This window comes from Nocardia sp. NPDC005825 (assembly GCF_040630175.1).
Lineage (GTDB): Bacteria > Actinomycetota > Actinomycetes > Mycobacteriales > Mycobacteriaceae > Nocardia.
Genome location: NZ_JBEXXC010000004.1, coordinates 91,528 through 107,701, shown reverse-complemented (window position 1 = coordinate 107,701; position 16,174 = coordinate 91,528). Strand labels below are relative to the sequence as shown.

Annotated in this window: 18 protein-coding genes and 1 tRNA gene; 7 read left to right on the top strand and 12 right to left on the bottom strand. The window is 66.8% G+C overall.

Annotated features, from left to right (window positions below; genetic code table 11):
- Nucleotides 1–134 precede the first annotated feature (134 nt).
- The 5 genes from ABZ382_RS12785 (at nt 135) to ABZ382_RS12765 (ending at nt 5,549) form a co-directional block, all read left to right on the top strand.
- On the top strand, nt 135–338 hold the full coding sequence (locus ABZ382_RS12785) for a cold-shock protein (protein ID WP_029925108.1): 204 nt from the start codon (nt 135–137) through the stop codon (nt 336–338).
- 317 nt (nt 339–655) lie between these two features.
- Entirely contained in the window at nt 656–3,568 is a 2,913-nt protein-coding gene (topA, locus tag ABZ382_RS12780; RefSeq protein ID WP_357088717.1) for a type I DNA topoisomerase, read from the top strand.
- Between the two features lie 61 nt (nt 3,569–3,629).
- A complete protein-coding gene (locus tag ABZ382_RS12775; protein ID WP_357087625.1) occupies nt 3,630–4,136 on the top strand; it encodes a DinB family protein in 507 nt (168 codons plus the stop codon).
- Nucleotides 4,137–4,178: 42 nt separating this feature from the next.
- Nucleotides 4,179–5,393: a DNA polymerase III subunit delta' gene (locus tag ABZ382_RS12770; protein WP_357087623.1), complete on the top strand. Its 1,215-nt coding sequence runs from the start codon at nt 4,179–4,181 to the stop codon at nt 5,391–5,393.
- Nucleotides 5,394–5,473: 80 nt separating this feature from the next.
- Nucleotides 5,474–5,549, top strand: a tRNA-Thr gene (locus ABZ382_RS12765).
- 48 nt (nt 5,550–5,597) lie between these two features.
- Here the strand turns inward: ABZ382_RS12765 and ABZ382_RS12760 are convergent.
- From ABZ382_RS12760 to ABZ382_RS12705, 12 genes are read right to left on the bottom strand one after another with little or no spacing between them, the layout of a single operon-like run.
- Complete coding sequence (locus ABZ382_RS12760) at nt 5,598–6,827, bottom strand: site-specific integrase (RefSeq protein WP_357087621.1); 1,230 nt, start codon at nt 6,825–6,827, stop codon at nt 5,598–5,600.
- Complete coding sequence (locus tag ABZ382_RS12755; protein ID WP_357087618.1) at nt 6,827–7,003, bottom strand: excisionase family DNA-binding protein; 177 nt, start codon at nt 7,001–7,003, stop codon at nt 6,827–6,829. The genes ABZ382_RS12760 and ABZ382_RS12755 overlap by 1 nt, the downstream gene beginning before the upstream one ends.
- A gap of 17 nt (nt 7,004–7,020) precedes the next feature.
- Nucleotides 7,021–8,784, bottom strand: coding sequence for a replication initiator (locus ABZ382_RS12750; RefSeq protein ID WP_357087615.1), 1,764 nt, complete (start codon nt 8,782–8,784; stop codon nt 7,021–7,023).
- Nucleotides 8,784–9,425, bottom strand: a complete 642-nt coding sequence (locus ABZ382_RS12745) for a hypothetical protein (protein WP_357087612.1) — start codon at nt 9,423–9,425, stop codon at nt 8,784–8,786. The genes ABZ382_RS12750 and ABZ382_RS12745 overlap by 1 nt, the downstream gene beginning before the upstream one ends.
- Entirely contained in the window at nt 9,422–10,105 is a 684-nt protein-coding gene (locus ABZ382_RS12740; RefSeq protein ID WP_357087609.1) for a DNA cytosine methyltransferase, read from the bottom strand. Before ABZ382_RS12740 ends, ABZ382_RS12745 begins: the two co-directional genes overlap by 4 nt.
- Nucleotides 10,102–10,284: a hypothetical protein gene (locus tag ABZ382_RS12735; protein WP_357087607.1), complete on the bottom strand. Its 183-nt coding sequence runs from the start codon at nt 10,282–10,284 to the stop codon at nt 10,102–10,104. Before ABZ382_RS12735 ends, ABZ382_RS12740 begins: the two co-directional genes overlap by 4 nt.
- Nucleotides 10,281–11,576 carry an FtsK/SpoIIIE domain-containing protein gene (locus ABZ382_RS12730; protein ID WP_357087604.1) on the bottom strand — a complete coding sequence of 432 codons (1,296 nt, stop codon included), beginning with the start codon at nt 11,574–11,576 and terminating at the stop codon, nt 10,281–10,283. The genes ABZ382_RS12735 and ABZ382_RS12730 overlap by 4 nt, the downstream gene beginning before the upstream one ends.
- 49 nt (nt 11,577–11,625) lie before the next feature.
- Nucleotides 11,626–12,234, bottom strand: coding sequence for a DUF2637 domain-containing protein (locus ABZ382_RS12725; protein WP_357087602.1), 609 nt, complete (start codon nt 12,232–12,234; stop codon nt 11,626–11,628).
- Nucleotides 12,235–12,237: 3 nt separating this feature from the next.
- On the bottom strand, nt 12,238–12,534 hold the full coding sequence (locus ABZ382_RS12720; RefSeq protein WP_357087599.1) for a hypothetical protein: 297 nt from the start codon (nt 12,532–12,534) through the stop codon (nt 12,238–12,240).
- Nucleotides 12,534–12,848 (bottom strand): WhiB family transcriptional regulator, encoded by a 315-nt coding sequence (locus tag ABZ382_RS12715; protein WP_357087596.1) that lies wholly within the window; start codon nt 12,846–12,848, stop codon nt 12,534–12,536. The genes ABZ382_RS12720 and ABZ382_RS12715 overlap by 1 nt, the downstream gene beginning before the upstream one ends.
- Nucleotides 12,845–13,033 carry a hypothetical protein gene (locus ABZ382_RS12710; RefSeq protein ID WP_357087593.1) on the bottom strand — a complete coding sequence of 63 codons (189 nt, stop codon included), beginning with the start codon at nt 13,031–13,033 and terminating at the stop codon, nt 12,845–12,847. Before ABZ382_RS12710 ends, ABZ382_RS12715 begins: the two co-directional genes overlap by 4 nt.
- Entirely contained in the window at nt 13,033–13,512 is a 480-nt protein-coding gene (locus ABZ382_RS12705) for a hypothetical protein (RefSeq protein ID WP_357087590.1), read from the bottom strand. The genes ABZ382_RS12710 and ABZ382_RS12705 overlap by 1 nt, the downstream gene beginning before the upstream one ends.
- A 130-nt stretch (nt 13,513–13,642) precedes the next feature.
- On the opposite strand from ABZ382_RS12705, the gene ABZ382_RS12700 reads away from it, so the two are divergent.
- Both ABZ382_RS12700 and ABZ382_RS12695 read left to right on the top strand, forming a co-directional pair.
- Nucleotides 13,643–14,440: a GntR family transcriptional regulator gene (locus ABZ382_RS12700; protein ID WP_357087587.1), complete on the top strand. Its 798-nt coding sequence runs from the start codon at nt 13,643–13,645 to the stop codon at nt 14,438–14,440.
- Nucleotides 14,437–15,273: a glycosyltransferase gene (locus ABZ382_RS12695; RefSeq protein WP_357087584.1), complete on the top strand. Its 837-nt coding sequence runs from the start codon at nt 14,437–14,439 to the stop codon at nt 15,271–15,273. The genes ABZ382_RS12700 and ABZ382_RS12695 overlap by 4 nt, the downstream gene beginning before the upstream one ends.
- Nucleotides 15,274–16,174 lie beyond the last annotated feature (901 nt).

Sequence of the window (16,174 nt, the reverse complement as noted above, 5' to 3'; positions counted from 1 at the left end):
CCATCAGCAGGATCGATGTTGCGAACGGTGTACTAGGTGCTTTCCTGCAGGGGGAACAGAGTACAGCGGTCTCAACGGACCCGGTGGATGAACCCAGTTGTCCGCCGTTCCGGTATGGAAAGAGAAGGAACAGAATGGCACAGGGAACTGTGAAGTGGTTCAACGCGGAGAAGGGGTTCGGCTTCATCGCGCCCGAGGACGGCTCCGCTGACGTCTTCGTCCACTACTCCGAGATCCAGGGGTCGGGCTTCCGCACCCTCGAGGAGAACCAGAAGGTCGAGTTCGAGGTTGGTCAGGGCACCAAGGGCCCGCAGGCCACCGGTGTTCGCGCGCTCTGAGCGAGCCAACCCCTAAGGTTCCGTCCCCCATCGCCCCCGGCGGTGGGGGACGACCCATATCTTGACCCATTACACTCGATCACGATCAGGGGCTACATCGTCGCCGCGCACCAGCCGCGGCCTTTGAACACGGTATAAACGTTGCTGGCAGCGATATCGGACATCGCAGCCGCTTTGCCCCAGCCGCGTAGAGCGCGTTCACCAAGCTCCGGCGCGGATCGAGACGAAAGGTGTGTTCGCCGGTGGCAACACGAGACCGCGGTGCAGCGCCGAACCCCGAGGCAGCGCCCGACCAGGGCCGTTCCCTGCGTCGTCTCGTGATTGTCGAGTCGCCGACGAAGGCCAAGAAGATCGCCCCGTATCTGGGCCGCGGTTATGTGGTCGAGGCGTCGGTCGGCCACATTCGGGACCTGCCGCGTGGTGCGGCGGACGTGCCCGCCAAATACAAAGGACAACAGTGGGCCCGGCTCGGCGTCGACGTCGACCATGATTTCGAGCCCATCTATGTTGTCAGCCCCGAAAAGAAGGGGAAGGTCAGCGAGCTGAAGAGCCTGCTGGCCGACGCCGACGAGCTCTACCTCGCCACCGACCCCGACCGCGAGGGCGAGGCCATCGCCTGGCATCTGCTCGAAACCCTCAAGCCCAAGGTGCCGGTCCGGCGCATGGTGTTCCACGAGATCACCGAGCCCGCCATCCGCGCGGCCGCCGCCGACACCCGGGAACTGGACCAGGATCTGGTCGACGCGCAGGAGACGCGGCGCATCCTGGACCGGCTCTACGGCTACGAAGTGTCGCCGGTGCTGTGGAAGAAGGTCATGCCGCGTTTGTCGGCGGGCCGCGTGCAGTCGGTGGCGACCCGCGTCATCGTGCAGCGCGAGCGGGAGCGCATGGCGTTCCGGTCCGCGGAGTACTGGGACATCGCGGCCAAACTGGATGCCGGCGGCAAGGAGGACGGCGGGAATCCGCGGGTCTTCGGCGCGCGCCTGGTCAGCGTCGACGGTCTGCGGGTCGCGACCGGTCGTGATTTCGGCGCCGACGGGCAGCTGAAGTCGCAGTCCGCCGAGTCCGCCGCGCCGACCGTTCGTGTCCTGCGCGCCGCCGATGCCCAGCATCTGGCCGAGTCGCTGCACGGCGTGAATCTCTCCGTCACCTCGGTGGAGTCGAAGCCGTACACGCGAAAGCCGTACGCGCCGTTCATGACCTCGACCCTGCAGCAGGAGGCGGGACGCAAGCTGCGTTTCACCTCCGAGCGCACCATGAGGGTGGCGCAGCGGTTGTACGAGAACGGCTACATCACTTATATGCGTACCGACTCGACGACCCTGTCGGAGTCGGCGATCCAGGCGGCGCGGGCGCAGGCCACGCAGTTGTACGGCGCGGAGTTCGTGAGTCCCACGCCGCGGCAGTACACCCGCAAGGTCAAGAACGCGCAGGAAGCACACGAGGCGATCCGTCCCGCCGGTGACACCTTCGCCACCCCGGGCCAGCTGCACACCAAGCTCGACACCGACGAATTCCGTTTGTACGAGCTGATCTGGCAGCGCACCGTGGCCTCGCAGATGCAGGACGCGCGCGGCACCACGCTGACCGTCCGCATCACCGGTGTCGCGAATTCCGGTGAGGAGTGCGTGTTCTCGGCGTCGGGCCGGACCATCACCTTCGCGGGCTTCCTCAAGGCGTACGTGGAGAGTGTCGACGAGGAGGCGGGCGGCCAGTCCGATGACGCCGAATCGCGGCTGCCGGCGCTGACCGAGGGCCAGGGCGTCACCGCCATCGAGTTGCTGCCGGACGGGCACACCACCAATCCGCCCGCGCGTTTCACCGAAGCCTCGCTGATCAAGGCGCTGGAAGACCTCGGTATCGGCCGTCCGTCGACCTACTCCTCGATCATCAAGACGATCCTGGATCGCGGATACGTGTACAAGCGCGGTAGTGCGCTGGTGCCGTCGTGGGTGGCGTTCGCGGTGATCGGGCTGCTGGAGGTGCACTTCGGGCGGCTGGTGGACTTCGACTTCACCGCGGCCATGGAGGACGACCTCGACGCTATCGCCGGCGGTCGCGAGCAGCGCGGAAATTGGTTGTCCTCCTTCTATTTCGGTGGCGATCACGGCGCGCAGGGTTCGGTGGCGCGCGAGGGCGGCCTGAAAAAGATGGTGGGAGAACGACTCGACGGCATCGACGCCCGAGAAGTCAACTCCATCAAGCTTTTTGCCGATGACGAGGGCCGCGATGTGGTGGTCCGGGTCGGCAAGTTCGGGCCGTACCTGGAGCGCATGGTCGTCAATCCCGATGACCCGGACGGGGATCCGGTCTCGCAGCGCGCCAACCTGCCCGACGATCTGCCGCCGGACGAGCTGACTCCGGAGGTCGCGGAGAAGCTGTTCGCGACCCCGCAGGAAGGTCGTTCGCTGGGCACGGACCCGGTGTCCGGGCACGAAATCGTCGCCAAGGAAGGACGTTTCGGCCCGTACGTCACCGAGGTGCTGCCCGAGCCGGCCGAGGAGCCGGCGGACGCGGCCGCGAAGAAGACCAAGAAGGCGGCCGACAAACCCAAGCCGCGCACCGGATCGCTGTTCAAGTCCATGAGCGTCGAGACGGTGACGCTCGAGGAAGCGTTGCGGCTGCTGTCGCTGCCGCGCGTGGTCGGCGTCGACCCGACCTCGGGCGACGAGATCACCGCGCAGAACGGGCGCTACGGGCCGTATCTGAAGAAGGGCACGGATTCGCGCTCGCTCACCGGCGAGGATCAGATCTTCACGGTGACCCTGGAGGACGCGCTCAAGATCTACGCCGAGCCCAAGCGGCGCGGCGGGCAGGCGGCCAGCGCGCCGCCGCTGCGTGAGCTGGGTGTCGACCCGGTGTCGGAGAAGCCGATGGTGATCAAGGACGGGCGCTTCGGCCCGTATGTCACTGACGGCGAGACCAATGCCAGCCTGCGTAAGGGCGACGAGGTCGAGTCCATCACCGATGCCCGGGCTTCGGAGCTGCTGGCGGACCGGCGGGCGCGCGGACCGGTGAAGAAGGCCGCGAAGAAGACGGCCAAGAAGGCGGCGGCGAAGAAGACTCCGGCCAAGAAGACGGCGGTGGCCAAGACCGTGGTCAAGAAGGCGGCGGCGAAGAAGGCGGCGGCCAAGACGGCCGACGGCGTCACCACCAAGAAGGCCGCGGCGGCGAAGAAGGCCCCGGCCAAGAAGGCCGCGACGAAGAGCGCCGCGTCGGCGCAATCCTGACGATTGTCGGTGCCCTGCCGTAGCGTGCTGTTCGGAACGCGCACCAGCGGAAGGGCATTCGATGACGGTCGACCACGAGCGGGAAGAGCTGATCAAGGTTCTCGCGAGCCAGCGGGACCTGTTCCGGATCACGGTCCGGGGCATCGACGACGAACAGGCGCGCCAGCGCACCACGATCAGTGAACTCACCCTCGGCGGCCTGCTCAGTCATTGCGTGAATGTCGAGCGGCACTGGACCACCATCCTGGTCGAGCGGGACCCGAATTCCGAATTCGACGTCTCCCGAATGGATTCCGAGTATCGGATGGACGCGGACCAGACGGTCGCGGGGCTGCTCACCGAGTGGGAGGCGGTGGCCGAGCACACCGCGAAGCTGATCCGCGAACTGCCGAATCTCGAGGATTCGGTGCCGACGCCGACCGCCCCGTGGGCGCCGGAGCGGGAGTGGTTGACCGTGCGCTACATCCTGCTGCACATCCTGCGGGAGATCGCGCACCATTCCGGCCACGCGGACATTCTCCGTGAGTCGCTGGACGGCGCGAACACGACATATCAGCGCGCGAACTGACACTCGGCGGCGCTGTCGGGGGTGGCCGCTAAGGTGGTCGGCGTGGCGGGTGTCTTCGATCGGCTGGTCGGCCAGGGTGCGGTCGAGTCCGAGTTGACGGCTGCGGCGGTGGCGGCGCGGGGTGGGGCCGGATCGTCGTCGGCCATGACGCATTCCTGGTTGTTCACCGGTCCGCCCGGTTCGGGGCGATCGGTGGCGGCGTTGTGTTTCGCGGCCGCTCTGCAGTGCACGGATGAGGGGACGCCCGGCTGCGGCCGTTGCCACGCCTGCACCACCACCATGGCCGGTACCCACGGCGATGTGCGCCGGGTGGTGCCGGAGGGTTTGAGTATCGGCACCAAGGAGATGCGCGAGATCGTGCAGGTGGCGTCGCGGCGGCCGAGTACCGGCCGCTGGCAGATCGTCGTGGTCGAGGACGCCGACCGGTTGACCGAGGCCGCCGGCAATGTGCTGCTCAAGGTGGTCGAGGAGCCGCCGGCGCGCACCGTGTTCCTGCTCTGCGCGCCTTCGGTGGATCCGGAGGACATCTCGGTGACCCTGCGATCCCGCTGCCGCCACGTGCATTTGGCGTCGCCGTCGGTGGATTCGATCGCCCAGGTGCTGCGTGACCGGGACGGCCTGGACGCCAAGGTCGCCGGTTGGGCGGCCTCGGTGAGCGGCGGCCACGTCGGCCGCGCCCGCCGGTTGGCCACCGATGACGACGCCCGCGCCCGCCGCCGCCGGGCGCTGGCCTTGGTCGCGGCGACCGCCCGCCCGGCGCAGGCCTACGCCGCCGCCGACGAACTGGTGAAGTCCGCCGACGACGAGGCCAAACTGGTCAGCGCCGAACGCGACGAGAAGGAACGCGACGCCCTGGCCACCGCCCTCGGCGCCGGCGGCACCGGCAAGGGCACCGCCTCCGCCACCCGCGGTTCCGCCGGCGCCCTCAAGGATCTGGAGAAACGCCAGAAGTCTCGCGCCACCCGCACCGGCCGCGACGCCCTGGACCGTTCCCTCATCGATGTCGCGGGCCTCTACCGCGACGCCCTCGCTGTCCGCTTCGGTGCGGCCGCCGCCGATTCCTCCTCCGGCGTCACCCTCACCCACCCGGATATGGCCGACCAGATCCGCGAACTCGCCACCGACGTCCGCCCCGAGGGCCTGCTCCTCTCCATCCAGGCGGTCCTCGACTGCCGCGAGGCCCTCGAGACGAACGTGAAGCCCCGCTTCGCCCTCGCCGCCATGGTCGCCGCCCTGATGGCGGCCCGTTCCGCTTGAACGAGAGTGTTCCCGGTCACCCGACCACCCGTTTTCGCGATCCGGCCCCGAGACGATAGACTCGCACCGCCGGAAGGCACGCCGCCTTAGCTCAGTCGGTAGAGCGCTTCACTCGTAATGAAAAGGTCGGGGGTTCGATTCCCCCAGGCGGCTCCACTCCCTCGGGGATTCCCGTGTGGGCTTGACGACAGCGCTTGACGACAGTCAGGCATCGAACAGCCCATCCATTCCAGCGACCGCATCGCGCTGCACCCGTTCGATGACCTTCATGTAGATGCCTGTCGTCGTGGTGATCGACGCGTGCCGCAGAATCCGCTGCACCACCGCCGCATCCACTCCCTGAGCGAACAGCAGCGTCGCGCATGAGTGCCGCAGATCATGCAGGCGGATCGGACGCACACCCGCTTGCTTCACCAGCGCAGCGAAGGCCCGATTGACGTTGCGCGGCTCCAGCGGAGTCCCACGGGCCGAGGTGAACACCAGGCCGAGCCGGTTCGCCTGCGACACCACAGGGTCCGCGAGCTGGTCCCGCCGATGTTGCCGAAGGATCGCAACGAGCTTGGGCGGCAGCGGAATCGTAGCCTCAGAGTCCTCGGTCTTCACGTCGTGCAGATCGAGCGCGCCACCGACCCGATAGAGCGCCTGTGCGATGTCCACCGAACCGCCGGCCAGATCGACATCCGTCCATCGAAGCCCCAGCGCCTCACCGCGGCGAAGTCCGATCGACAGCGCGACCGACCACAGGGCGTAGAGCCGATGATCCCGCGCGGCGGTCAGGAACTCCTTCGCCTCCGCGTCGGTCCACGGCTTCTCCTTCCGGACGCGGCCCACCGGCATCTTCACTTGCCGAGCGACATTGCGCGACAGAACCTCATCGTTCACGGCATCCTGGAGTGCTGACCGCACGATCCGCAGCAGTGTCCGCCGAGTACCGACACTCGGGAACTGGCCGCAGCATTGCTTCGGAGTCCGCGCACAGCACCGGGCCTGCTTCCGCTTGGCATCCTTGCCCTGGGCGCAGCATTGGCACTGATCGGCCAGTTTCACCAGCCATTCTCGAATGTGCCTGCCCTGCAATGCTTTCAGCTTGTAGCGGCCCAGCCCTGGAACCATGTAGAGGCGGGTCAGCGACTCCCAGGCGGCGTAGGTGGTCGGCCGGATTCTCGGTTTGGCCTCCTCCTGCAACCACCGTTCCAGGTATTGCCGAACACTCATCGTGGTCACATCAACGGGAATTCCCCTGCGCTGCAATTCCTTCAGGCGCGTGCGTTCGCGGTCTGCCTCCTCCCAGGTGGCCCCGTACACGCTGACCCGCTTCCGGCGACCATCCGGAGTATCCACAAACAGCTTCAGCTCGTAGCGGCCGTCCTTGCGCGCGCCGATCGTGCCCGAGCCGTTCGGGGACTTCTTGCGACCCTTCTTCCCCTCAGTCATCACGCGGCCTGATCGATCAGACCGGACACGTAGGCATCGAAGGACTGCCGGACGATCCGGCGGCAGCGACCCACGGTCACCGACTGCACCTCGTTGGCCCAGATCAACTGGTAGATCATCCACCGGCTGACCTTCAACTCCGCCGCGGCCTCCTGCACGGTCATGAACTTGCCCATAGCAATCCCCTCTCCTGCTACGCCGCTTCTCCGACAACCGAGATAGGTTGCGGTCCAGGCGATTCCGCGAGCAACAGCTTCGCCTCCAGGTATTCCTTCTCCCAGGCCGAGCGGCGAGAGATCTCGCCCATGATGAGGTGCTCTCGCGGTGGGACGTCTGGGTCATCAGGTTCGGTCAGCCGGACCACCCAGTTCTTGGAGCGTTCGGCCTTGGCGATGCCGACCGCGGCGAGGAGTTGCCGAACGAATTCGATCCGGTCGGCCTTGTGATCCGGGAGGGTCTTGTTCGACCAGTAGCGCGAGACCAGCACCCGGCGACCGCGCAGGCCGAGGGTGTCTCGGCGGTGGGCCTTGCCCTTGCAGCGTCCGGGCTGGGTCTTGGCGCTGGCGCCGCGGGGAGCGATGCCGTAGCGCAGCCACACGCCGCACTTCTCGGAGCAGGGGGTGCGCTGCATTTCCGCGTGTAGGCGTTCGTAGTGGCGTCGGGTGCGTTCGTTCGGGGGTTCGAGGACTTCGGCGATGGATTTGGTCAGGTACTTGGTCAGGTAGCCGATGAGTTTGTTCGCGTCGTCACCGCCGATCACGCCTTTGGCCTTGCCGGGACGGACCGGACCCTGTTCGCCGTCCGGGTCGGTCTCGCCGATGTCCTTGCGGTCCACCTGGACGCCCCATCGGACGACGTGCGCGGGTTCCACGTCGTCCATCTCATCCATGAGCGCTTGCGCGTCGTCGAAGGTGGGCAACACGTACCCGCTGTCCGGGTCGACGAACGCGCCAGCGGTGGGATCCCAGACCGGCATCCTGTCGTCGGTGTACTGCTCGTGGTCGAAGTGCGGCCACCACACGCTCTGATAGGTCGCGGCGAAGATCTGGGAGATCAGCGCATGCGGGTCCGTGCCACGGATCGCGATGTGCACATGCGGTGCTCCGCGACGCTGAGGCTCCACGGCAGCGAAGTACTGGACATCTCTGCCCGCGGCACGACGCCAGTTCTGAATGGTCCGGTCGAACAGCTGAGGGAAGAACATCGCGTCCCGCGCGGCACGGCGGTAGTCGTAGGTCTCCGGGTCCACCGGAGAACCATCTCCCACCACCTCGCCGTTCTTGTCGATCGCACCGTCACGATGGCAGCGGCCGTAGGAGTCCAGGGTGCCCGTGACGAACATCGACGGCTGATGCTTGTCCGCGAACTTGCGGCCGAGGGTGGTCTTCTCGACCTTCTTGCGGGGCAGGTTCGGAACGTCCTGACGACGTCGGGTCGAGCGGGTCCGGCGCGGCTTGGGCAAGGCGTCGATGCCCTTGATCCGGCCGGACAGACCCGAGGCTCTGAGTTCGCGGTCCAGATCGGCGATCACCTCGCGGAAGCCCTGAGCATCCTCCTCGTTACCGTTCTCGCGTGCTTCCTTGTAGTAGCTGAGGAAGTCGGCGCGAGCGGTCAGCAACTCCTGCTGATGCTTGCTAGGGGCGTTGCGCTGGCGGACCGGTTCCTCGGGGAGATGCCAGCCTTCGCGGCACTGGGTGAAACGCAGGGCGCGGGCCTTCGCGGCGCAGCTGGGGCAGTCGGAGGCGCGGGTCGATTTGCAGGCTCCGCCAACGTAGGTGGATTGCCCGGTGTCGGGGTCGAAGGCGCGCATGGGGATCGGTCGCTTGCACACGCCGTACTTCTCCGCAGCGGCCTGGGCGATGTCCATCATGTTGGGCAGGGCGCGGCGTTCGGCGGCTGTCTGGCGGGCGGGGGCGGATTCGGCCGGCGCGGTGGTCGGCTGTTCGGTAGTGGTCATCAGGCCACGTCCTTCCAGCCGAGGGCGGTGCGGTCGGAGGGCAGCGGGATCGGGGCGGCGAGCGAATCGCGGTGGCGGAAGACCAGTTCCACGACCCCCGGGCCCACGTCGATGGGACGGCATTCCAGCGCGCCGAAGGCGTGGGCCAGGCGCACCGCCCGCAGGTGGTAGTCCTCAGGGGACTGTCCGGGCAGCATCCGCACCCGTACGCGGTCGATGTGCTCACCGATGTCGATCCCGCGCAGGCGAGGCAGATACAGGGCTCCCGCGTCTCCTTCGGCGAGCTTGCAGGCGATCATCAACCGTGCCCAGCGGCGGCGGTAGCGGAACCACCGCAGGAACCGCGTCCGGGCACGAGCGGTGACGAAACGCCGGAAGGACAGGGGCCACAGCAGTTTCCACGCAGTGAGGAGTGCGAGACCCGTTGCAGCGGCGATGCAGCCCGCGGGCCAGCCGAGCAGGATCGTGGCGGCGATGGCCAGGGCGATCGGGGCGGAGACCATCGGGAACAGCAGCGCCCACCAGGCGGTGACGAGCACGGCGGCCAGCACGCCGATGATCAGGTGGCCGAGGGCGGTGAGAACGGCGTCGGCGACGTCGGTGTCGCCGGAGTGGCGGGCGTGACGGGCCCGTGTGGTCATGCCGCCACCGCCTGACCGATTGCGAGGGCGGTGAGCAGATGTCCACCGAGCCAGGCGGTGTAGGCCGGCGGGATCGCTTCGGCCAGGCTCTTGCGGTCGGCGGTCCAGTCGATACCCATCGCTTCCTGCCACTGCGAGACCGAGCCCTTGCCGCCGCCGCAGCCGTAGACAGCGACGTAGGGGCCGTCGTAGTTCTTGCCGTGGCGGTAGCCGGCGACCCGTCCGCGGTGGGGCAGGTGAGTGGGAGTCGGGGCGACCCAGCCGCCGAGCTCGAAGATTCGGTGGCGGATCACCTTGAGCCCGAACATCTCTCCGCACAGCACCACGTCGCGGCGCAGTTTCGCGCCCTGCACGTTCTCCAGTACCCACGGCAGCCCGGTCGCGGTGAGCGCCTCTCGCACTGCGGGAATGAGCTGGGGGTACTTGTGCGCCATGGCCTGATTCGTCCCGGCGGTCAGGGCCGAGGACGCCTGACAGGGAGGGGAAGCGTGCACGGCATCGAAGTCGTGGGCGTGGGCGGTCAGGAACTCGATCGCGTCGCCCTGGTGGAACTCGAACGGGTAGTCGGGCTGGGGCGCGATGTCCACGCCCACCACTTCGAAGCCGGCACGGTCGTAGCCGACAGCAGCCCCGCCGGCGCAGCAGCACAGGTCGAGCAGTCGCGGTCTGGTTGTGGTCATCTCCAGGTCTCCTGTTCGGGAATGGCGAGTTCGGCGTAGACACGAACGCCGCCGGTTCGATCGAGGTAGGTGCGTTCGTCCACGTTGATCCGGAAGGCGTGCGAGGCGATCAGGTCCGCCAGCACGCGAGTGATGTCGGCGCGAGTGCCGGAAAGGCGCAGCCGCACAACGCCATTCATGCCGCCGCCTCTCCGCCGAAGTCATCTCGGTGCTCGAAGGCCGAGAGATCGATCGGGCGCGGGCGCGGGCGGTAGCGCTGGGCGATCCACTCGCAGTCGGCATCGGTGACCTCGAAGACGCGGGCGCGACGGAAACCGGGCCGGCCGTCCTCCTGCACGTAGCAGACGCCGGGGGTGGTGAACGGGATCTCGTCGCAGTACGAGCCGCGGTCGCGGGCACCCTGGCCGTGGATCATGGCGACCTGAGTCGGCTCCTCCATGCGGAACCCGACCCGATAGGGAAGCAGTTGCCGCTGCGGCACATTCTCTTTCGACGGATCGATGACGGTTTCGACGACGGAGAACAACGGGGCGCGGCCCTGCGACAGCAGCAGGCCGTGGGCCATCTGGAAGCGGTCGCGCCACTTCGATTCGGTGAACGCCGACAGGGTCGCGGCTTCGTCGATGACGACCACCACGAGCGGGTTGTCCGCGGTCGGGACCGGCTTGCGGCTGCGGGCAGCGCGGTACCCCTGGGCGGCTTCCTGCATCTCGCGGGCGGTCTCCTCCAGCATGCCGATCATCCCTTCGGGGCTGGTGCATTCGAACCGGGTGCACAACGGCTCCAGCCATCCCAGTTCCATGCCGCCCTTGGGATCGAGCACGCGGAGCTCCACGCGCCCGGATTCGATGGCCGGACCCATGCCGTTCACGAGCGCGCCGAGGAATCCGGACTTGCCTGAACCGGTCCCGCCACCGGCGAGGATGTGTCGGCCCTGCACGGGCACCGGCCACGGAGTCAGGTCTTCGAACACGCCGACCGGGACGGCTGTGAGGTCCACGTCATCGGGGACCGCCAACGGCATCGTTGCCGAGGCAGCGAGGGTGTCAAACGCCCTCACCTCCAGCCGCATCCACCCCGGATGGGGTTGGGAGGCAGTGACTTTCGCGCCGAGCATCTGGCTCAAGGTGTCGAGGGTGTCTTCATTGACCCAGTCCTTGCGCTTCTGGCCGGCCAGCATCATGAACTGTGCTTCCAGGCCGTAGAGGGTGTAGTCCCACCAGTCCAGGACCGGGAACCCGCCCTCCCAGGAGCCGAGTCCGGCCGCTTCCAGCATGGACAGCCGCTGATCCCCGTCCGCCAGGGTCAGCACCGCCAAGCCCAGTTCCGGGGGCGTGGCGGCGAGGGTCTGCTCCAGCTCCGACAGGCGCACAACGGGTTTGCCGTGCCAGGGACCGGGCGTGATGTACGCGCCGAACGCGAGAGCGCTGGCGACGGGAACGGTGACTTGGATCAACGAGGACAACAGCATGACAACCCCCTGGGGAATGAAGACTTGAAAGATGAAGCAGTAGAGGCGATTACGAAGGCACGACCGGGACGAACGGTCGGGCGATGGGCAGCGGTCGCGGTTGTGGAGTCACGGCCACCGACACCGCCACCATCGGCGGGTCAGGCATCGGCTCCAGCACGCGGGGCTCTTCGACCTCCAGCGGCGCGGGCGTCATCGCAGGCGCCGGAGCGGATTCGGCCAGCGCGACGTCCATGGCCGGTACCGCGGTGGTGGCCGAGCGAAGCAGCAGGATCACGCCGTGGACATTGACGAGCACCGCGACCGGCGCGACAGCAGCCACCGCGACACAGGCCCAGGTCGGCAGGCGTTCCCCGTGGGTGACCGCGTGGACGGAGTTGCCCGCGATGGAGACCACGGTCCCGATGCCCACCACCCAGGAGAACCACTGGCGCACTGTCGGATCGGAGGTGAGCAGGGCGAGCATGGCCGCAGTTCCGGTCGTGACGTCGATGACGACGGGGAACAGCCACGCATCGGCCGGACCGATACCGGCCATCACCGCGAGTTCACGAAGGGTGACGAAGGAGAGACGGAAGGCCGCCAGCCCCACGGAGAGGATGGCGGCCACGGCCAGCCCGCGAACCACGAGCATGGCCGTGACCTTGTGCATCATCATCGATCACCACCGCTCGAACTCGCAGAACGGCGGGCACAGGGTTGCCGGCGCGGCGGTCGGCATCGGCGCATCGGAGGTCCGGGGCGGTTCGTCGCAGAACATCACGCACGGCACGCCACCGGTGTCCGACACCAGCACCGCAGTCGGAGCCGGCTCAGCGGGGTCGGAGCGGTGGCCGAACACCAGCAGGGCAGCCACCGCCGGGATGACCGTGAAGGGGGCCAGGAGGGCGATTCCGATCCCGACCCCGCCGCGGACGAGCGCCGGACGCGGATTCGTGGGAGGAGGAGCGAGGATCATCACGCCACCGCCTTCCGGGGATAGGTCGCCGGCTGGCCGGTTGTGGCCACCTGCTCCAGGCGACGACGGGCGAGCCGCTGATCCGCGAGACCCGAGGGCATCCACACCGAGGCCACCACGCCATCGGAGAAGCCCTCCCGCAGAGCCCATTCGGCGCAGCGGGTCAGGACCGGGCACAGCTCGCACACCTGCTGCGCCTCACGGGCACCGTCGAGGGCGTCCGGGAAGAAGATCTCGGTGTCCATGCCCGCGCACGCTCGCAGCTGCGAGTGACGCGGATCGGACATGATGCGGGCGAAGGTCTTGCCGGTCATTCCTGCTGCCCTCCGGGGACCCCGAACAGGTCCAGCTGGCCTTCGCACACCCAGTCACGCAGCAACGCCTCCGGGCTGGTCTTCGCATCGCGGCGACCACGGTTGGACTTCGCCGGTCGCTCAGGAATCAGGTCGTCGTAGCGGCGAGTCTTGCGGGCACGTACCCGCTGTTCGGAGGTGGTCATCACGCCACCGCCTTGTCATTGCGGGACGGACGAGAGGCAGGAACATCGGCGGGCGGGACCTTCGCGCCGGAGTTGTCGCCCTTGATGCCGGTCGCGCGGTAGACGAAGCCGAGGTACTTGTACTCGCCCTGACCCATGATCCGCGGCTCAGCGGTCAGACCCTCCAGCTCCACCCAGCGCATCCCGGTACCGGGCGCGACTTCCTCGGTCGAGAAGACCGGCTGCACGTCGGCGATGAAGGTGACCGTGAAGGACTTGCGCTTGTCGTTCGGCTCGTGCGGGTCGGTGACGGCGAGCTTCCACAGCCGCTTCATCGTGCCCTCACCGGTCTTGGTGTCGTAGTCGATCGCCTGCTCCGGGACGGCGTTGCGGTCCGGGTTGTACTTGATGACCGGCAAGATCTGGCCCGACGCCATCAGCTGCTGCGGGAAAGTCGCATCGTGCTGGACCGAAAACTGGAAACCCCTGGTAATCGCCATTATCGAACTCCTCTAGTTATGCTGTCCTCTGTAGGACAACTCCTATATAGGACAGCAGAAGTCAGGCCCTCTGGTCAAGACCTACAGAGGACATGAGATGATGAGTTCACAGAGCGAGAAGGGACCGATCATGCCCGCAAAGTACGAGCTAATAGCCGATGAGCTTCGGCAGCGCATCAAGGCTGGCGAGCTACATCCTGGCGATCGGGTTCCGGGCGAAACTGCCTTGATCGACCAGTACAGGGTCAGTATCCCGACCGTTCGCCAAGCTCTCGCGGTCCTCCGTACCGAAGGATTGATCGAAGCCAAACACGGTGTCGGGACGTTTGTCCGAGCGCCACGCGTCAAGGTCCGCCGCACCGATGAGCGGTACCAGTGGGAGAAGAACCGAGTACGCGAACCGGAGTCGGTCAGGCGCGCCAGTGGTGCAACCGAACAGGATTCCGGTCTCGCGATGCCGGGTCTCGCGTTCACTGCCCACTACGAGGTCATCTACGCCGACGATGGACTCGCGGATGCGTTCGAGGTTCCGGCCGGCACGAAGATTCTGCAGCGGGACTACCGCACCCGCCCGCATGTCGAGGACGCCCCGCTCAATCTGAGTCGCTCCTACCTGCTCTACGACACGGTTTCGATCAATCCGGATTTGCTCGAAGTGGACAACGAGCCGTGGCCAGGTGGCACGCAGCATCAACTGTTCACCCTGGGGATCGAAGTCGATCACATCACCGAGGAGATCGAGGCACGGCCACCGACAGCACAAGAAGCTGACGAATTGGGTATGGCGCGTGAAGGGACTGCGGTCTTCGATATTCGGAAACGAGTGGTAGACGTGACCGGTCGCGTAGTGGAGGTTGTGGATGTCATCCTTCCCGGCGACAGGAGTCAGCTGGTCTTCACCACGCAACTAGCAAGGTGGCAGAAATGAGTCTTCCAACCCCGCGGAGTGAATCGGAGAGCGTTCTGATGCTGATATCGGTAATCACCCCCTGCTATCGGACGCGCGAAGACTTCCTGGCCGAAGCCTACGAATCCCTTCTGGCGCAACAGCTTCCAACTGGCTGGGGTTGGGAATGGCTTGTCCAAGCCGATGGTGAAGGCGAACCGCTTCCCCTACCTGACGCTGCGCTGGCTGACCCGCGGGTCAAAGCTGCCAGCGGTCCTTCTGGCGGTCCAGCCGTTGCGCGAAACCTTGCTCTGGCCCGAGCCGGAGGGGAGCTGATAGCCGTACTCGACGCTGACGACATCCTCACCCCAGGAGCACTCGCCCGCAGCATCGATGCTCTTGTCGATCGCCCGGCTTGTGGATGGGCTGTCAGCCGCGCGCTGGACCTCCTACCTGATGGCAGCCTCGTCCGCGCTCAGATCGAGCCCACGAACCTGACCCCGTTCATTCCCCGAGGCTGGATTTTCGACTACTGGGTCGAAAACGACTACGACTTGCCCGTCCACCCAGCGACGCTCTGCATCCGCCGGGAGTGGTTGATGGCCATGGGTGGCTGGATGGCGATGCCGCATGCGGAAGACGCAGGACTGCTTCTGGCGGTCCAGGCGGCGGTGCCAGGTCTCTATATCCGAGAAGTCGGTCTGCACTATCGAAAGCACGATGACCAGATCACCCGATCGCTGAAGAGGGAGACCAGGCCCGAGCGGTTGAACATCATTGCGGAGCGGGTTCGAGCCATAGGCGAACTTCTTGTTCGGCCGGTTCCCAAGTGGCAGCCCGGTGATCGACCAGGAGGCGACCGCTACATCCCGTAGCGTTCCCGCACTTCCGAAGGGCTGAGATTCCGGTTCGTTCCATCGAATCCGATTGGGTCTCAGCCCTTCTCGCGTCCTGACCCCGGCGATGGCTTCGAGGGCAGGCATAGAATTTCGCCTGTATCGACCTGATGGACGGCGTAACCGGCTAGACAACGTAGTAGCGCCTCAGTGCCGTCGACACGCACCAGCATGTAGTCCCGACTGGTTCCGTTCGGGGCGAGGGAGTAGTAGCCCGGTCGCAGCTTGTTCGCCATGTTCGGAGTTTCGCATGCCCGGAATCTGCTGTCTTGAGATCGATTCCGATCTACGCCCAGCGAGGCGTCGGACGACCCGGTTCCAGCTGACGGACAGCGAACTGGCTCGGCTTCTCGGTCAACCAGCAGCCATGCCATCGTGCCTCGTTGCCGAATTTGCCTCTATGGTCTCAAGGCGTCGCACACGGGCGACGGCGCATGCGCGCCGCCGCCACGCGACGACGCACAACGCGGGCTGATAGTGCGTCGCCCGCGGTGCGTCGGGCGCGTCGGCAGCACGCATGCGCCGAAGCCCGGAAGGCAGCGCCCCGAAACCCATTGGGCCGCTTCAGGCAACGGGCAGGATGAACAGCTGGGCGAGCTGGGAGCCGAGCATGGTCGGATGTCCCTCAGCCGGAACCGAATCGGCCGGCGTCCCACCGCGGAGCCGGAATCGCTGACATTGACCGCAGTCACCGCCAAACGAGCTGCCGCACGGCTTCGCCGCTTGCCACGAGGACCCCTCTGCCGGACTTCATGAACCTGGGAGCCGACGTCGTTGTCGGCCCGCTTGCCGAGCGCAGTCCCGGGCAGGTCAGTAGACGTACCAGGCGTGGCAGATGTGGTCGGCGCACCAGTCGCACTCGCCGATCGGGCACGGGCTG